Here is a 12,968-nt window from a genome sequence, read left to right on the forward strand (position 1 = left end):
ATCGCGGTCAATCAAAGCTGAAAACTCGCTCCCCACCTCTCCAGCGGCCAATGATTATCCGTCCCGGGCCCAATTCGGAAATGAAAGTCCTTGAGCAGTTTTTCCCTGAACAGCCAACAGGTCTCGGTGAACTGCTGCCGCGTGACTTCGAAGCTGACATTCACAGACGGGATTTCATCGGACTTGAACACTAGGCCGGCTTCGACCCTCTCGGGTGTCAACGGCGTTCGGACCCAAAAGGAGACTACCGCTGGCCAACGGATTTTTCTGATCGGGGAAATGACCACCGCTCCGGCGAGCAAGTAGGTAAACTCTGCGACCATGAAGGGCGGCCCTAGCTGTATGTGTTGACCGATATTGCCAGAGGGTGAGCCAGCGAACTCCCCATGCCAGTCACCGACCTCGATTTCCGGCATGGCAACAGCGGGGCGTGGCTTCGGCTTCCGTCGTGGCATAGTACCCTCCTCGCGCTGGTGCGGCAGTCGATCTATCGGATCTATAGGCGACGAGCTTGAGGCGGCCCGTCGGGACGCGCTGCCATTCCGTCCAGGTGATGCCGTGGACCGTCGTGCCGGGCGAGGCGCGCTTGAATTCGTCGTTGCCCATGTAGCGCATCTTGACCTCCTTGCTGATTTCGAGGATGGCGAGTCCGATCGGAACCCCCGAGACGGTGACGATCGTTGGCGCGGGCGGCATCCACAGCGCGGACGGGACGTGCCTTGTCCTGTACGGTCCCCCTGAAACCATCTCCACTGACAATCGTCCGGGCGAAACCAATCGGCGCAAGGGCCGCCACATTAAATTTATTCAGAATACGTCCTGTCGTGTTTCAACCGTTTGTTACGAGGACTCATGGTATCTGCTCCTTAGAAAATTGGGGTAGGGCATATGGCCGAGAGCGAAGTTGAAAACAGGGCGCAAGAAGGTCCACAGGTTAAGGCTGAGACTTGGTTCGCATTGGCGATCACCGCTGTGGTGTTGACTTCCATTCTGTTCGCCACAGCGGGGCTCTGGATTTTCACAGACGACCCAGTGAAAACACTCCCTCGCGCACAGGCTTTTACTCCTTTTGGCGCCGCCATGATTGCTCTCGTCACATTCTTCACGGTGGCATGGCGCGGTGTCCTCAACGCCCGCCAACTGGACTATCAAGCCGAACAGTTAAAGTACCAAGCCAATCAAGTAGCGCAGGTCGTTCGTCAGAACGACACCAAGGAGGATGAGAACCTAGCAAAGCTGCTCCTCGACGGTGCAAAACTGATAACAGAAACAGAGAAGCTCCCGCAGTTAATCGCGGGAGTAACTGCGCTCGAAATCGTTATCAAAGACGAGCGACGGCGTTATTCGGTCGAAGCCGTCGATCTTCTCGTCGATGTTCTGACGGAAACATACGGCAGCAAGGGTCTGGCTCGCTCCAGGCGCGCCGTACTCGCCGCACTCCGTATTGCTGAGGACAAAGGAGTAAACTCGCGCGTTCAAGGGATGTTCAAGCGCGACAAGGCCACAATCGTGAACCGGGGTGAATGGGATTTCATCCCTGCGGTGTCGCGATTGTTTTTCGAAGGGGGTACAATCTCCACCCGAGAATATGCGCGCATGGCGGGACGCATAGTGCGCCTAACCAATGTAGTCGTTTCCGGAGCTAATGTGGATTTCAGAAAAACGACCATGAAAGAGTGCATTTTCGATATGTGCACCATTTCCGAAATCTCGGCTGGGGATCTCAGGGCGCACAAATTCCAATTCTGCGACTTCACCAACGCAACGATCGGACTCGGTGGCGGTACCCTGCGCGACATCAAATTAAAAGAGGGCTTTAACCTATATAGAGACGGCCATCCTCCTCGCGACGAGACAGGGAACAGTCTCGCTGACTTTTTCTGGAAGGAAGAAGAACTGCCGAATGATCTTGATGAAGCGCTGTTCCTTTCTTGAGGGAACGCGCAGTCCAAATTCTCGCCATGAGCGGCGTCCAAACGGTTGGTTGAGCCTCGCGGGAATACGTGTTCTTATCGCGTCTTCGACAGATGGGCGGAGGCAGCACAATGTCATTCCACGATACCCTGAGGCATGTCGGATCCACTAACCCAATTGCTCTCGTTCTGGCCGCGGGTCTGACGCTCCGGTTCTGCGGACTAGGTCATGCGGCGACATATACAGTCGGTTCGGATGAAGGCATCACGATCCAGAACGCGCTTGAACTAGCGAAGCCCGGCGCATGGGTGGAGGCCGTGTAGCCAGGCGTGGTCTACGCCCGCGTCCGCAGTCGGAAAAATTGCGTATACGAGTCCTGAAACTCATCTTCGGCCTGATAGGCTGGCGCCGTGCCTTCGAGATGAAGAAGCGTCAGCTCGAAGTCGTATCGATCTGTCCTCATGCACATTTCGAAAGTCGGCTCCGGAAACCAGACGCCTGCTTTCTGCTGAATGCCCTCCAAGGATTCGTCTCGCGACAGCTTGCTGACTGCAAGAGAAGCGGCAGGCAGTTCAAACAGGTCGCTTTTAGTCCGGAGAAAGCGACCTGACTTGAAGGCCGCATCGCTAGATTTTGCCCAGAGTGCGAAGCCATCCACGGACGCGATGACCATGGCGCGCGATTTTGTATACTCGAGCCACCTCAGTGTCGCGGCCGTGAGCGACACACCATACCTTGCAGCCGCTTCGCCCAAACGAGAGAAGTCAGCGAGCTGATCGGAGGGAATGAGCCGCCTGTAGTCATCCAGGGGCATGAGCAGGGTGGCAGCGAACTCGTTCGCTTCCTTCTCGATGTTTCGTCCGGCACCGTGTTCGACGGCTTCCTTCGTGCAGTAGAACCCGCCGTCGAAATCTGGATCCTTGTCGACCAGGTCTCGATGAAGCATGAAATGTCCGAGTTCGTGCGCTACGGTGTAGGCGCGGCGCCCCGGATTCTGGGTCTTGTTGTACATGATCGCCCAACGCCGCGGCGTGGTGTCACCCGGCACTAGGGCACCTTCGCATCCCGGCAGATCATCGCCGACGATCTGCTCTATGTGACTGGCGGGAGAGATCTGCCTTGTGTATTCGAGAGCGACTTCATCCACGTTCACAGGCCCGCGCTCAAACCTGTCATTGCCGAACATCGTGTTCAGCACCAGCGAGATATTGTTTGCTACGGCTCTGGGCGACTTAGGGGTCACTCCTTTTTGCCTCCGAGAACCCTGGCCATCGCCCGGATTTTTTCGCGCGTGTCAGGATCCATCTGGCTGTACTCGCGGAAGAAGGCCTTATCCTGTGCGTCGGCGAGGGTAACCTCCTCACGTCCGATCAGGTAGTCGGTAGTGACCTCAAGGGCCACTGCGATTGCGGCGAGCTTTTCAGCAGAAGGGCGCGGCGGATCCTTGTTCTCCAGCTCCCATATGTAGCTCTTTGACGAACCAGTCGCGGTCGCGAGCTGGTCTAGGGTCAGCCCCTTCTTCGTGCGCAGTTCTTTGATTTTCTTGCCGAATGTTGGTTGGGTCATGGCGGAACCGTTCGTCGCTTATTATCGTTCGGTGTAGCTATACAGTACGGGCCTTGACTCCGGAAATCAACATCCCCATCTTGTTCGGCGTAGCGATACTTAATGAAGCATTATAACGAACAATATTCGGAGCGCCGAGACCGGACGGAACCTTAGCCGTAGCGCCAAAAACGAGATCGGAAAGAAGCATGAAGCTTGTAAGTGATTTCAAGGATTTCCTGACGGATACGGTCAATCTCAATCAAACACGTATCGATTTGCTCACAGCTCGTGTCGACGCCATCAAGGATTTTCTCAAGGCGTCCGATTGGGATCCGCAGATCCTTCGCTTCATCGAGCAGGGGTCGTGGGCGCACGACACGATCATCCGTCCCGTCGACAAGGGAGAGTTCGACGCGGACCTGCTTGTGAAGGTTAAAACCGTCAACGGTTGGAGCGCCGCGCAGTACGTGAAAGAACTCGGCCGCGTCTTCCGAGACAGCAAGCGCTATGGCGAGATGACGGTCGTCTACGATTACTGCGTCACCATCACCTACGCCGATGATTGCAAGATCGACATCGCGCCGCTGGTGACGGATCGCGAGTATCAGGGGACGCTCGAGGTCTGCAACAAGCGCGCCGACGAGTTCGAAGAGTCCCAGCCGATCGAGTACACCCGCTGGATAAAGGAAAGAAACGGATATTCGGGCAACAATTCCTTCCGGAAGGCAACGCGGCTGATCAAGTATATCCGCGACATCAAGAAGCGGTTCAGTTGCCAGTCAGTCCTGCTGACGACCCTGATCGGCCATCGGATCGAGTGGTGGGACAAGGACTCGACGGCGTTCGCCGACACGCCCAGTGCCCTTCAGACGATTATGGGCCGGCTCGACGACTGGCTGCAGGAGCGGCCCGACAAGCCGAGAGTGGAGAACCCGTCGCTGAAGTCGCAGGACTTCCCGGATCTCTGGAACGACACCCAGTACGCAAACTTTCGCAACTTCGTCCACAAGTACCGGACGTGGATCGATGAAGCCATCGAGGCTCCGAACCGCGCCGAAAGCATCGAGAAATGGCGCAGGGTCTTCGGCGATGACTTCGCGAAGGGCGAGAACGTCAAGAAGGCCGAAGCCTCTGTGACCGATCGCGCGCGTGTCCTTCTCATGGACACAGCCGCCCATCTTGATGGACTCGTCGATACCGTGATCGACTACGGGGTTGGAATCCTTCCGGCCGTCTTCAGCAAGCCGCGGCACCAGCAGACGCCGCCATGGCCGATGGCGGAAACCGTCTCGCGCAATGTCCAGGTTTTTGCGGAGCATAGCGCTACCAAGGTGAAGGGAAGGGGGCATCGGATAAGCTCTGGCGAAGCGCTCGCTCCCAGTGGTGGACTCTGGTTCGATGTCCGCATCAACAAGTTCCAGACCGTGCCATCCGACTGCTACGTCCGCTGGCGTATCACGAACACGGGCGCTGCCGCGATGGCTCAGAAATGCGGTAGGGGCGGCTTCGAAAAACCCACCGACGGCGATCGCCGCTGGGAAGGGCTGCAATACCGCGGGGTCCATATGGCCGAAGCGTTCATCATCAGGCGACGCGATGACCGTGTCGTTGGTCAGAGCGACCCGTTCTACGTCGTGATCAAGTAACCCAGGAGGAATGAATGCCTAAGGTCGATACCGTCGGGAAAACCTACTACGACCCGCTCGTCCTGATGGACAAGATCGGAGGATGGCTGTTCTGGGCGATCTCCGCTCTGTCTATTGTCGTTCTCTTCGTCGACAAGGCTGCGCATCCGGAGGCGAACATCGCTCTCCAGATAGCGTTTCTGATCGGTGCCCTGCTGTTCTTCGTGCATGGACAGGTCCAGAACATGTACCTCTTCCCGAGAGCCGAGGATGCCAGGCGGCAAGAGGTGCTATCGAACAGCTTCAACGTCACGCTCACGCATGAGGAGACTGTTGGCTATTACAACAACGACCAGACCAATCCGCTCAGGCGGTTGGCAGCGAATTCCATGGAGAGCGTGTTCTTCACGCGCTCCATTATTGGCAAGATGCTACGGTCCCAGCGGATAACGACGCTTGGCTATCTCGTGGTCTGGATTGCGGCGATGGCGTACCCTTCTACCGATCTCGAGGTCATCGGCGTTGCGGCGCAAGCTATCTTCAGCGGGGAGATCGTAGGACGACTGGTTCGCATGGAATGGCTCCGCATGCGCTGCGAACACCTCTTCAAAGACTTTAACAGGCTCTTCAACGGGGGGCGTGGGGTGTCGAAGTCCATCACTCAGGCCCAGATCATCGAATTCTTTGCCTATTATGAGACAACCAAATCGACCGCTGCGATCCTCCTATCCACGAAGATCTTCAATGAGCAGAACCCGACGCTGACCGCTGAGTGGGAGCGCATACGCGCTCGCATCGGGATTTAAGGCGCACCCATGGCCACAACCATCGCCGGAGCCTTCCAGCAATTCAAGGCCAATCTCGAGATCTCCAGCCTGCAGGAGAGCACGACATCCACGCGCCAGCAGAACGTTCGGGAAGCGTTGTCGAGGGACTTTGCCGTCCTCGACACTTTTCTCACGGGGTCCTATCGCCGCAACACAATGATCGCTCCTCTGAAGAGCGCCGATATCGATGTGTTCGCGGTCCTTGATCCGAAGTACTACGCGGCGCAGAACCAGCACTCGCTTTTGACGTCGGTAATGACCACGCTCAAGAAGAAATACCCCTCGACACCCAGGATTAAGCCTGACGGACAGGCAGTTACCATCACGTTCACGGATTTCGAGGTGGATGTCGTTCCCGGCTTCTACCGGAACGGTGGAGGCTTTCTTATCCCCGATGCCAATCTCAGACGGTGGATTCCTACGGACCCGAAAAAACACGTCGAACTCTGGTCTCAGTCCAACAAGGCGCACAACGGTGCGCTGGTACCGCTCATAAAGATGCTCAAATGCTGGAACCGATCGAATGGAAACCTGTTCCGCTCCTTTCATCTTGAGGTACTGGTCAGACATGTCCTTCAGGAGGTCACCATCAGTGACTATGCCAGCGCTGCCCGTTGGGTGTTCGACAAGATGAGAGGAAACATTTGGGTCAAGGTCGCCGACCCCGCTGGCTATAGCGACGATGTCGCTTCTTATCTCGCAAAGTCGGAAGCGGCCAAGATCGTTGCCGCTCTGGACAACGCGTATCGAAAAGCGGTCGCCGCTGAAAGCAACGCGAGTTACGGCTTCGTGAGATCGGCGATCGAGGACTGGCGAACTATCTTCGGGGACTACTTCCCCGGACATGGATGAATGGGGATAGTGCGCGCATCTTTCCTCGTCGCGTCTACCATAGGCAGTTGAATTTCGTATGGATCTTGATTTCGGTGGATCCGACTGGAAGCGGGGCTCGATTCCACGCGGCCTCGAGGCATTTCATGCAAAGCGCCACCTCATGGTCGACGTCGTGGTCGACCACGATATCCATCAGGGACACTTTGATAAGAGGAAGCGCAAGGATTCGACGGGGGCAGCAGGCAAGCCGGTTCCTCGCATCGAGGATAGGAGTTCGTCCTACATCGCCAACGAGGAACCGGCTATATCTCTTGTCGTGAAGGAGATTTTTGCGTTCGGGGGAAAGACTGGCCGCGGAAAAGGCGAGCGATCCCGCAGTCTGATCGGTCATCGCAGGATAGTTCTCCTCGCTCGGATGATCATACATTGTCATCCAGCATTGATACCGACGGGGATGCGGTCCCAGCATCGTCGACCGACAACCTTCCTTGGGATCTTTGCCGTGCTGAAGGCCGACCATCGATGACGGAGGTCTGTCGACGATGCATGACCGTCAAGACTGAGATCCTCGCGGTGCGCATGGTGTCCGACTTTCGAAGGCCACTGAAGGGGAAGCGAATGCGTTCGCGGTAGTCCTCCCTTCGTCGTGATGTCGTTGCCCGTCCGTCCTGCCGAGCGCGGGAATGGCCCTCTGAACCATGATAGCCCCGGGCGATGCACCGCGAAGAGCGAATCCTTGTGCACAATTGTTGACAACGGCGCCGGGTTGTCGCCTTTTCGAATCCATGGATTCGACGTCTGAAATCATGGGCGCCCTCAGGGCGGGAAGGGCGCTCCTCGGGCTTAGCCAGGAGGAGCTCGCCAGTCTGGCCGGGCTGAGCCGGCAGATTCTGGTCAGGATCGAGAAGGGCGAGCAGAACGTCCTCGTGGAATCCATCGAGAAGGTCCGCGCCGCTCTCGAGTCTGGCGGGGTCGTCTTCATCGACGGAGGTCCGGATCATGGGCCGGGCGTCGCGATCACGCGTCGCCCGCGTGAGCCGGCTCCCTCGCACGGACCGGAAACTGTATGATCCGACCTTCGGGTCTGCTGGCTGCAGTGGCCACCGCGGCCCGATGGCGCTGCATGATCAAGTCCAGAGCATCGGCGTGCCTGTTCAGCGCTTCGCGGATTATCGCCTCATCACTGTCTGCTGGGGCGCGGACGACATCCGCGCGATCCGTTGCGCAGTCTAGGACCATGCAGATGACGGCGCGGCGCAGATCCGGCCATCTCCAATCTCTCGGCGATGCCGGGGCATCTCCCAGGATGCGCCCCATCTCTCGGGCAAGCTTCGACTTCATACCGCCGAGTTGCAGCAGCGGGGTGCGTCCCCGGGTCGCGCTGAACACAAAATCACCGGCATCGACGGGAAGATTTCTGCGCATCTCCGTCAGCCGGGCGGCGAACGCGTCCGGAAGCGCGACCACGGCGATGGCCCCATTTCCTCCCGGAGCCGTCCAGACTTTGCGAGCCAGATCCAGCTCGGACCATCTCATCCGCCCAAGCTTGGAAGGGTGATCTCCCGTCAGTGCCAGCGCCTCGGCGAGTGCCTGCTCATGCGGCTTGAGGGTTGCCGCGGCGGCGAGGTAGGCATGCAGTTCGTAGTCGTCCAGAAAGCGGTAGCGGGGCTCGGGCGGGCCTGCGATGTGACGCGGAAGTATGTACAGGGCGGGGTCCGAGGTGAGGCCGAACTGCGCGCGCCGGTGGGGTCCCATCGCCCAGGCGAAGAAGGCGCGGATCTTCTGCGTGCATTTTCGCGCCAAGGCAGGCCGGTCGCGCATCGAGCAGAGGAAGTCGAGGACCTCTCCATCGGTGACGTCCGCGATGGGCTTCTCCGAAAAGGGAACAGTTGCGAGATATCGCTCGAGGAATGTGGCGTCCCGGCCGGCGGAGCGGTTGTGCCGGCGTTCGGGGAGCTCGGCGATATACGCTGCGAGGGCTGCCGCGAAGGTGTGTGAGTGTCTGGTCATGTCGATTTCCTCTCCGTTGGGATGGATGGACGGCGCATTCGGAAAACCTGCACCCCTGACGATGCTGTTGGGCCGCCGCCGGCCTGTTGATGGAAGGGGCCGGCATGCGGCAGCTTTGGTGCGGTTCCAGCACGGTCGCCTCGCGCCTGAGGCCGGGAGCGGGGCGGTGCGGGGAATAGGCGACGAGGTTCAGACGGGCGGTGGGAACCCGTTGCCATTCCTTCTCGCGACCGCTGGCGGCATTGGCCGCTTCGGCCCGGACTGCCGAATGATCGAATCCAGTCTTTCTGCGTGTCTGTTCAGGGCCTCGCGAATTCTCGCGTGATCGATGAACATCCGCTCCGATGAACGCAGGCTCGTGTGCAATGTGTGTCCTATGGCGCATTGGGCATCCTGGAAATCCAGGCCGCCCTCGACGAGCATGGTGAGCACTGTGCGACGCACGTCCGTCCATCTCCATTCGTCTTGCGGCGACGCCGGGGCATGTCCGAGAACGCCTCCCATCGATCGCTCCAGCACCGACCTCAATCGGTTGAGACGCAGCAGGGGGGCGTGTCCAAGCTTGCCGCCGAACACGAAGTCACCGGCATCGGCGAAGATTTCTGCGCATCTCGGCCAGGCGGCCGGCGAACGCCTCCGACAGGGCGACCCTGAGGACGTACCCCGTCGATAATCGCGAAGACAGCCACACTTTCCGGTCCAGATCGAGCTCCGACCATCGCATCCGTCCGAGGTCGCCGGGACGCTGGCCCGTCAGCGCCAGCCCCTCGGCGAATGTCCGCTGGGGTGACTTGAGCGTCGCAGCGGCTGCGAGGTAGGCATGCAGTTCGTCGACCTCCAGGACGCGGAAGCGGGCCTCGGCCTGGCCGGCAATGTGACCCGGCAGGACGTACTGGGCGGGGTTCGCCTTGAGACCGAACCGCTCGCGCCTCATCGCCCAGGCGAAGAGGAAGCGGATCTGCCGGGCGCATTCTCGCTCCAGGGCGGGCCGGTCGCGCATCGAGTGGAGGAATTCCAGGATCTCTCCATCGGTGACGTCCGCGATCGGCTTCTCCGCGAAGGGGTTGGTCGCTGGGTCGAGAAGGCCGGCGCAGCGCCGTGCAGGCGTTCGGGAAGCTCGGCGATGTATGCCTTGAGGGCCGCCGCGAAGGTGGGTGGGTGCCTGGTCATGTGGCTTTCCTTTCCTGTGGGTGGATGGACGTCGAACTCGGAAAACTTGCGGCCTGCTAGACCGGGTCGTCGCGGACCCGCTGGAGGAAGTGGCCGGCATGCGGGAGAATAGGGGCGGCGGCCTCGAGTTCGGCGACGATCGCCTCGGTCGTCCGGCCGAGCGAATTCCGGCGCGCCTCCACCCACTCCTGCCGCCATGGAACCGGATGGTGCGGGGAATAGGCGACGAGCTTGAGTCTGCCCGTCGGGACGCGCCGCCATTCCGTCCAGGTGATGCCGTGGACCGTCCTCCCGGGCGATGCGGGCTCGAACTCGCCGTTGCCCAGGTAGCGCATCTCGACCTCCCTGCTGATCTCGAGGATGGCGAGTCCGATCGGCACCCCCGAGACCGTGACGATCGTCGGCGCGACCGGCATCCAAAGCGCGGGTGGGATGTGCCGGGTCCTCTCGGGCGGCTGGGCCCAGTTCTCCAGAGCCGGCCGTATGAACCCGCTCCTCGACATGACGCGCACGGGATGCCCGCGGGCCTCGAACGCCTTGAACAGGACGTTGGCAAGCGACAGCGCGCTTTCAAGCGTATCGGCCGACGTCGTCAGGTCGATGGCGTTGCAGCTTCGAGTCGAAAGGTGCCTTCCGTCCCGGCCTTCCCGTGCCTTGCGGAAGAGGTGTCGCGCAAAGTGGACGAGAGGGTGGCTCCCGTCGCGCGGCACGGTGCACCAGATGCCCCTTCGGTAGAACTGCTTTATGCTGGGACCGCCCTTCGCCCAATGGTCCGGAACGCCCGGACGGGCCGGCGGGAGAGGAGGAGGCGGCGCCGCCCTCCCCACCGCCCGTTGCGCCCACCATCCCCTGGAGGGTCGGGGAACGTCGAGGGCCGTGCACACCCGTCCCAGATAGCTGTCCGAGATCCCAAGGCGCTCGGCGGCACCCTTGCCGGGTCCCGCCCAGACCAGCGCGTAGAGCTCCTCGCGGGAGATCATGGCTCGTCTCCGTCACGAAACGCGTCCGGGTCGTGCTCCCAGTCGGTGATCGAGCAGTTTCCGCTTTCGACCTCCCGCAGCATCTCGGACCACAGATTGAAGCCCCGGCGGATCTCCGCGCGGTATTTGTGATGGTTGTAGACGCCCACGATGCCTCTCTTCTTGTGGCCAATGGCGGCCTCCGCCACCGCCTCCCGGCCCGTGAGCGGCTCGAGGTGGGTCCGGACCGTCCTCCTGACATCCTGCCAGACCCAGTCCTCCATCGCCGTTACGCCCAGTGTCTCCAGGATCTCGAGCATCAGGCGCTCGAATTTTCCTGTTGCGAGCTCGGTTTCGCTCTTCTCGCTTTCCTTCTTCGGCACCTTGAGGTCGCCGAAATTGTCGATCGGCCTCTGGCCGTTGCTCGTGCTGAACACGAAGTCCCCGTGGCCCGCCGGCTGGCTTTCCCGGATGGCGAGGAGCAGGGCGACCACCCGGTTGGAGAGCGGGACCTTGTGCGAGCCATCCAGCTTCGACGTCTTGCCGGGCTGCGCCCCCCGGGCCCTGGCGCCGGGGATGGTCCAAAGTTTCCGGTCCAAGTTGAGCTGCGACCATCGCATCGCGGCGACGACGCCCCTGCGCTGGCCGGTCTCGATCAGCAGCCGGAGGCAGGGGCCGTAGGGATACGGCGTGGCGGTGGAGGCCATCAGATACGCCCGCGCCTCCTCGTATTCGAAGACCCGTTCGCGGTCTACTATGCGCAGCCCGAGTCGTTTGGGCTTGAGATATCCGATTGGGTTTCGATCGAGACCCACTACCTCGGCGATGTCCGGATGCATCGCCCACCCGAAGAACGTCTTGATCATCACGAAGAGATGGAATGCCTGGGTCGGCGCTCTCTTCTTGAGATTCTTGACCATGCGGGTGATTTGCCCGGCAGTGACCTCCGAGATGGGCTTGTCGACGAACGGGTTTGTCTTCGGATTGAGCAGGTTCCTTCTCAGGAACTTGATGTCCTGCTCGGCATTGAGGTTCCGGTCGCGGCCCGGTATGTACGCGATGTAATCCTCCACGACCGAGGCGAACGTGCTTCGCTTGCGGATCTCCTCGATCCTCCTGGCCTCCGCCACTTCGATCGCGGGGTCGATCCGATCTTCGATCTTCCTGTTCCATTTGTGCGCCGCCGCCCGGGCTGCCTCCGTGTTCATCTCGTCGGGGAAAAGCCCGAGCTTGCGGCGGGTGGGCTGGCTCGCCGGGCCGCGGAAGCGGGCGACCAGCATGAAGACCTTCCTCTTCGACCCGATCCTGACGATCAGGTTCTTCACGGAGGCGTCGTTGATGTCGTACCGCCTGCGCGAGTCAGTCGGGAACTGCTGGGCTGCGATGAGGTCGTCCGTCAGATGCTGCCTGTTCATTTCGCTTCCTTTCCTTGCTGCTGGAATGTGGAATCGGGAAATTTCGGACAACGGAACTGGACAACGGCTCCGCCGGCGGCGGCACCCCGTTGTTCGGCCAGTGAAATCCGGAAATGAAAATAAGTCAATGATCTCAATGACTTGAGAAATTGAATGAAACCGCTTGCAACATGTGCGGACATGATGCTACAAGCCGGCTCATGGGCGCAGACGGGTGTGGAGGTGACTCCAAAACCGCAGGTCGGGGGTTCGAGCCCCTCTGCCCCTGCCACTTTCCTGAATACGGGACAGCGCGGACGTGCTTGCAGCGTTTCGGAGCGGGAATAATTGGTGGCAACTAATTTCGTTAAACTTCGGTTTCCCTCTTGTGTATTCGGAAATCGGTGTTTATTTAGGGTTCAACAGACACGCGGTGCGTGGGGCTGATATGTTCAGCTTTACGCGCCGTAATTGCGTGGGCAGTCGATGGCATCCAAATCCAATCCATTTGCGTTTCTGCAGCAGGTTCGCTCCGAGACGTCCAAGGTCACATGGCCGTCGCGCCGCGAGACGATGATCTCGACGGTGATGGTGCTTGTGATGGTGGTTTTCGCCGCGCTGTTTTTCTTTGCCGCTGACCAGCTGATCGGCTGGGCCCTCAGCTTCGTGCTGAATATCGGCAACTGA

General features: G+C 59.9%; 15 protein-coding genes. 7 read left to right on the plus strand and 8 right to left on the minus strand.

Annotation, left to right across the window (positions count from 1 at the left end; translation table 11 throughout):
* Positions 1-11: 11 nt before the first annotated feature.
* Complete coding sequence (locus tag ATY76_RS24640) at positions 12-416, minus strand: hypothetical protein (protein ID WP_245310066.1); 405 nt, start codon at positions 414-416, stop codon at positions 12-14.
* Complete coding sequence (locus ATY76_RS33820; protein ID WP_088677300.1) at positions 394-696, minus strand: hypothetical protein; 303 nt, start codon at positions 694-696, stop codon at positions 394-396. The genes ATY76_RS24640 and ATY76_RS33820 overlap by 23 nt, the downstream gene beginning before the upstream one ends.
* A 192-nt stretch (positions 697-888) precedes the next feature.
* On the opposite strand from ATY76_RS33820, the gene ATY76_RS24650 reads away from it, so the two are divergent.
* Positions 889-1,935, plus strand: coding sequence for a hypothetical protein (locus tag ATY76_RS24650; RefSeq protein WP_088677301.1), 1,047 nt, complete (start codon positions 889-891; stop codon positions 1,933-1,935).
* Positions 1,936-2,248: 313 nt separating this feature from the next.
* Here ATY76_RS24650 and ATY76_RS24660 read toward each other — a convergent pair whose 3' ends face one another.
* Together ATY76_RS24660 and ATY76_RS24665 are read right to left on the minus strand one after the other, a co-directional pair.
* Positions 2,249-3,157, minus strand: coding sequence for an ImmA/IrrE family metallo-endopeptidase (locus tag ATY76_RS24660; RefSeq protein ID WP_245310069.1), 909 nt, complete (start codon positions 3,155-3,157; stop codon positions 2,249-2,251).
* Positions 3,154-3,480 (minus strand): helix-turn-helix transcriptional regulator, encoded by a 327-nt coding sequence (locus ATY76_RS24665; RefSeq protein WP_088677303.1) that lies wholly within the window; start codon positions 3,478-3,480, stop codon positions 3,154-3,156. The genes ATY76_RS24660 and ATY76_RS24665 overlap by 4 nt, the downstream gene beginning before the upstream one ends.
* A 188-nt stretch (positions 3,481-3,668) precedes the next feature.
* Between ATY76_RS24665 and ATY76_RS24670 the strand changes: the two genes are divergently transcribed.
* The 5 genes from ATY76_RS24670 (at position 3,669) to ATY76_RS24690 (ending at position 7,818) form a co-directional block, all read left to right on the plus strand.
* A complete protein-coding gene (locus ATY76_RS24670) occupies positions 3,669-5,108 on the plus strand; it encodes a cyclic GMP-AMP synthase DncV-like nucleotidyltransferase (RefSeq protein ID WP_088677304.1) in 1,440 nt (479 codons plus the stop codon).
* Positions 5,109-5,122: 14 nt separating this feature from the next.
* The gene (locus tag ATY76_RS24675; protein WP_088677305.1) at positions 5,123-5,893 is read left to right on the plus strand and encodes a hypothetical protein; all 771 of its coding nucleotides are present in this window, start codon (positions 5,123-5,125) and stop codon (positions 5,891-5,893) included.
* A gap of 9 nt (positions 5,894-5,902) precedes the next feature.
* Complete coding sequence (locus ATY76_RS24680) at positions 5,903-6,766, plus strand: CBASS oligonucleotide cyclase (RefSeq protein ID WP_088677306.1); 864 nt, start codon at positions 5,903-5,905, stop codon at positions 6,764-6,766.
* 58 nt (positions 6,767-6,824) lie between these two features.
* Positions 6,825-7,274: a hypothetical protein gene (locus ATY76_RS24685; protein WP_088677307.1), complete on the plus strand. Its 450-nt coding sequence runs from the start codon at positions 6,825-6,827 to the stop codon at positions 7,272-7,274.
* Between the two features lie 280 nt (positions 7,275-7,554).
* Positions 7,555-7,818 carry a helix-turn-helix transcriptional regulator gene (locus ATY76_RS24690; protein WP_088677308.1) on the plus strand — a complete coding sequence of 88 codons (264 nt, stop codon included), beginning with the start codon at positions 7,555-7,557 and terminating at the stop codon, positions 7,816-7,818.
* Here the strand turns inward: ATY76_RS24690 and ATY76_RS24695 are convergent.
* The 4 genes from ATY76_RS24695 to ATY76_RS24715 form a co-directional block, all read right to left on the minus strand.
* Positions 7,766-8,758, minus strand: coding sequence for a hypothetical protein (locus tag ATY76_RS24695; protein ID WP_088677309.1), 993 nt, complete (start codon positions 8,756-8,758; stop codon positions 7,766-7,768). The two genes, ATY76_RS24690 and ATY76_RS24695, sit on opposite strands and share 53 nt — an antisense overlap.
* Before the next feature lie 580 nt (positions 8,759-9,338).
* Positions 9,339-9,758, minus strand: a complete 420-nt coding sequence (locus ATY76_RS33825) for a tyrosine-type recombinase/integrase (protein WP_088677311.1) — start codon at positions 9,756-9,758, stop codon at positions 9,339-9,341.
* Between the two features lie 226 nt (positions 9,759-9,984).
* The gene (locus ATY76_RS24710; RefSeq protein ID WP_088677312.1) at positions 9,985-10,908 is read right to left on the minus strand and encodes a hypothetical protein; all 924 of its coding nucleotides are present in this window, start codon (positions 10,906-10,908) and stop codon (positions 9,985-9,987) included.
* Positions 10,905-12,302, minus strand: coding sequence for a tyrosine-type recombinase/integrase (locus ATY76_RS24715; protein ID WP_088677313.1), 1,398 nt, complete (start codon positions 12,300-12,302; stop codon positions 10,905-10,907). Before ATY76_RS24715 ends, ATY76_RS24710 begins: the two co-directional genes overlap by 4 nt.
* Before the next feature lie 465 nt (positions 12,303-12,767).
* Between ATY76_RS24715 and secE the strand changes: the two genes are divergently transcribed.
* A complete protein-coding gene (gene secE, locus ATY76_RS24720; protein ID WP_088677314.1) occupies positions 12,768-12,968 on the plus strand; it encodes a preprotein translocase subunit SecE in 201 nt (66 codons plus the stop codon).

This window comes from Rhizobium sp. R339, assembly GCF_002211395.1.
Lineage (GTDB): Bacteria > Pseudomonadota > Alphaproteobacteria > Rhizobiales > Rhizobiaceae > Rhizobium.

Coding starts and splice junctions, on each gene's coding strand:
- ATY76_RS24690 (WP_088677308.1), top strand. CDS start 7,555: ATGGGCGCCCTCAGGGCGGGAAGGGCGCTCCTCGGGCTTAGCCAGGAG.
- ATY76_RS24640 (WP_245310066.1), bottom strand. CDS start 416: ATGCCGGAAATCGAGGTCGGTGACTGGCATGGGGAGTTCGCTGGCTCA.
- ATY76_RS24650 (WP_088677301.1), top strand. CDS start 889: ATGGCCGAGAGCGAAGTTGAAAACAGGGCGCAAGAAGGTCCACAGGTT.
- ATY76_RS33825 (WP_088677311.1), bottom strand. CDS start 9,758: ATGCGCGACCGGCCCGCCCTGGAGCGAGAATGCGCCCGGCAGATCCGC.
- ATY76_RS24670 (WP_088677304.1), top strand. CDS start 3,669: ATGAAGCTTGTAAGTGATTTCAAGGATTTCCTGACGGATACGGTCAAT.
- ATY76_RS33820 (WP_088677300.1), bottom strand. CDS start 696: ATGCCGCCCGCGCCAACGATCGTCACCGTCTCGGGGGTTCCGATCGGA.
- ATY76_RS24695 (WP_088677309.1), bottom strand. CDS start 8,758: ATGACCAGACACTCACACACCTTCGCGGCAGCCCTCGCAGCGTATATC.
- ATY76_RS24665 (WP_088677303.1), bottom strand. CDS start 3,480: ATGACCCAACCAACATTCGGCAAGAAAATCAAAGAACTGCGCACGAAG.
- ATY76_RS24675 (WP_088677305.1), top strand. CDS start 5,123: ATGCCTAAGGTCGATACCGTCGGGAAAACCTACTACGACCCGCTCGTC.
- secE (WP_088677314.1), top strand. CDS start 12,768: ATGGCATCCAAATCCAATCCATTTGCGTTTCTGCAGCAGGTTCGCTCC.
- ATY76_RS24715 (WP_088677313.1), bottom strand. CDS start 12,302: ATGAACAGGCAGCATCTGACGGACGACCTCATCGCAGCCCAGCAGTTC.
- ATY76_RS24710 (WP_088677312.1), bottom strand. CDS start 10,908: ATGATCTCCCGCGAGGAGCTCTACGCGCTGGTCTGGGCGGGACCCGGC.
- ATY76_RS24680 (WP_088677306.1), top strand. CDS start 5,903: ATGGCCACAACCATCGCCGGAGCCTTCCAGCAATTCAAGGCCAATCTC.
- ATY76_RS24685 (WP_088677307.1), top strand. CDS start 6,825: ATGGATCTTGATTTCGGTGGATCCGACTGGAAGCGGGGCTCGATTCCA.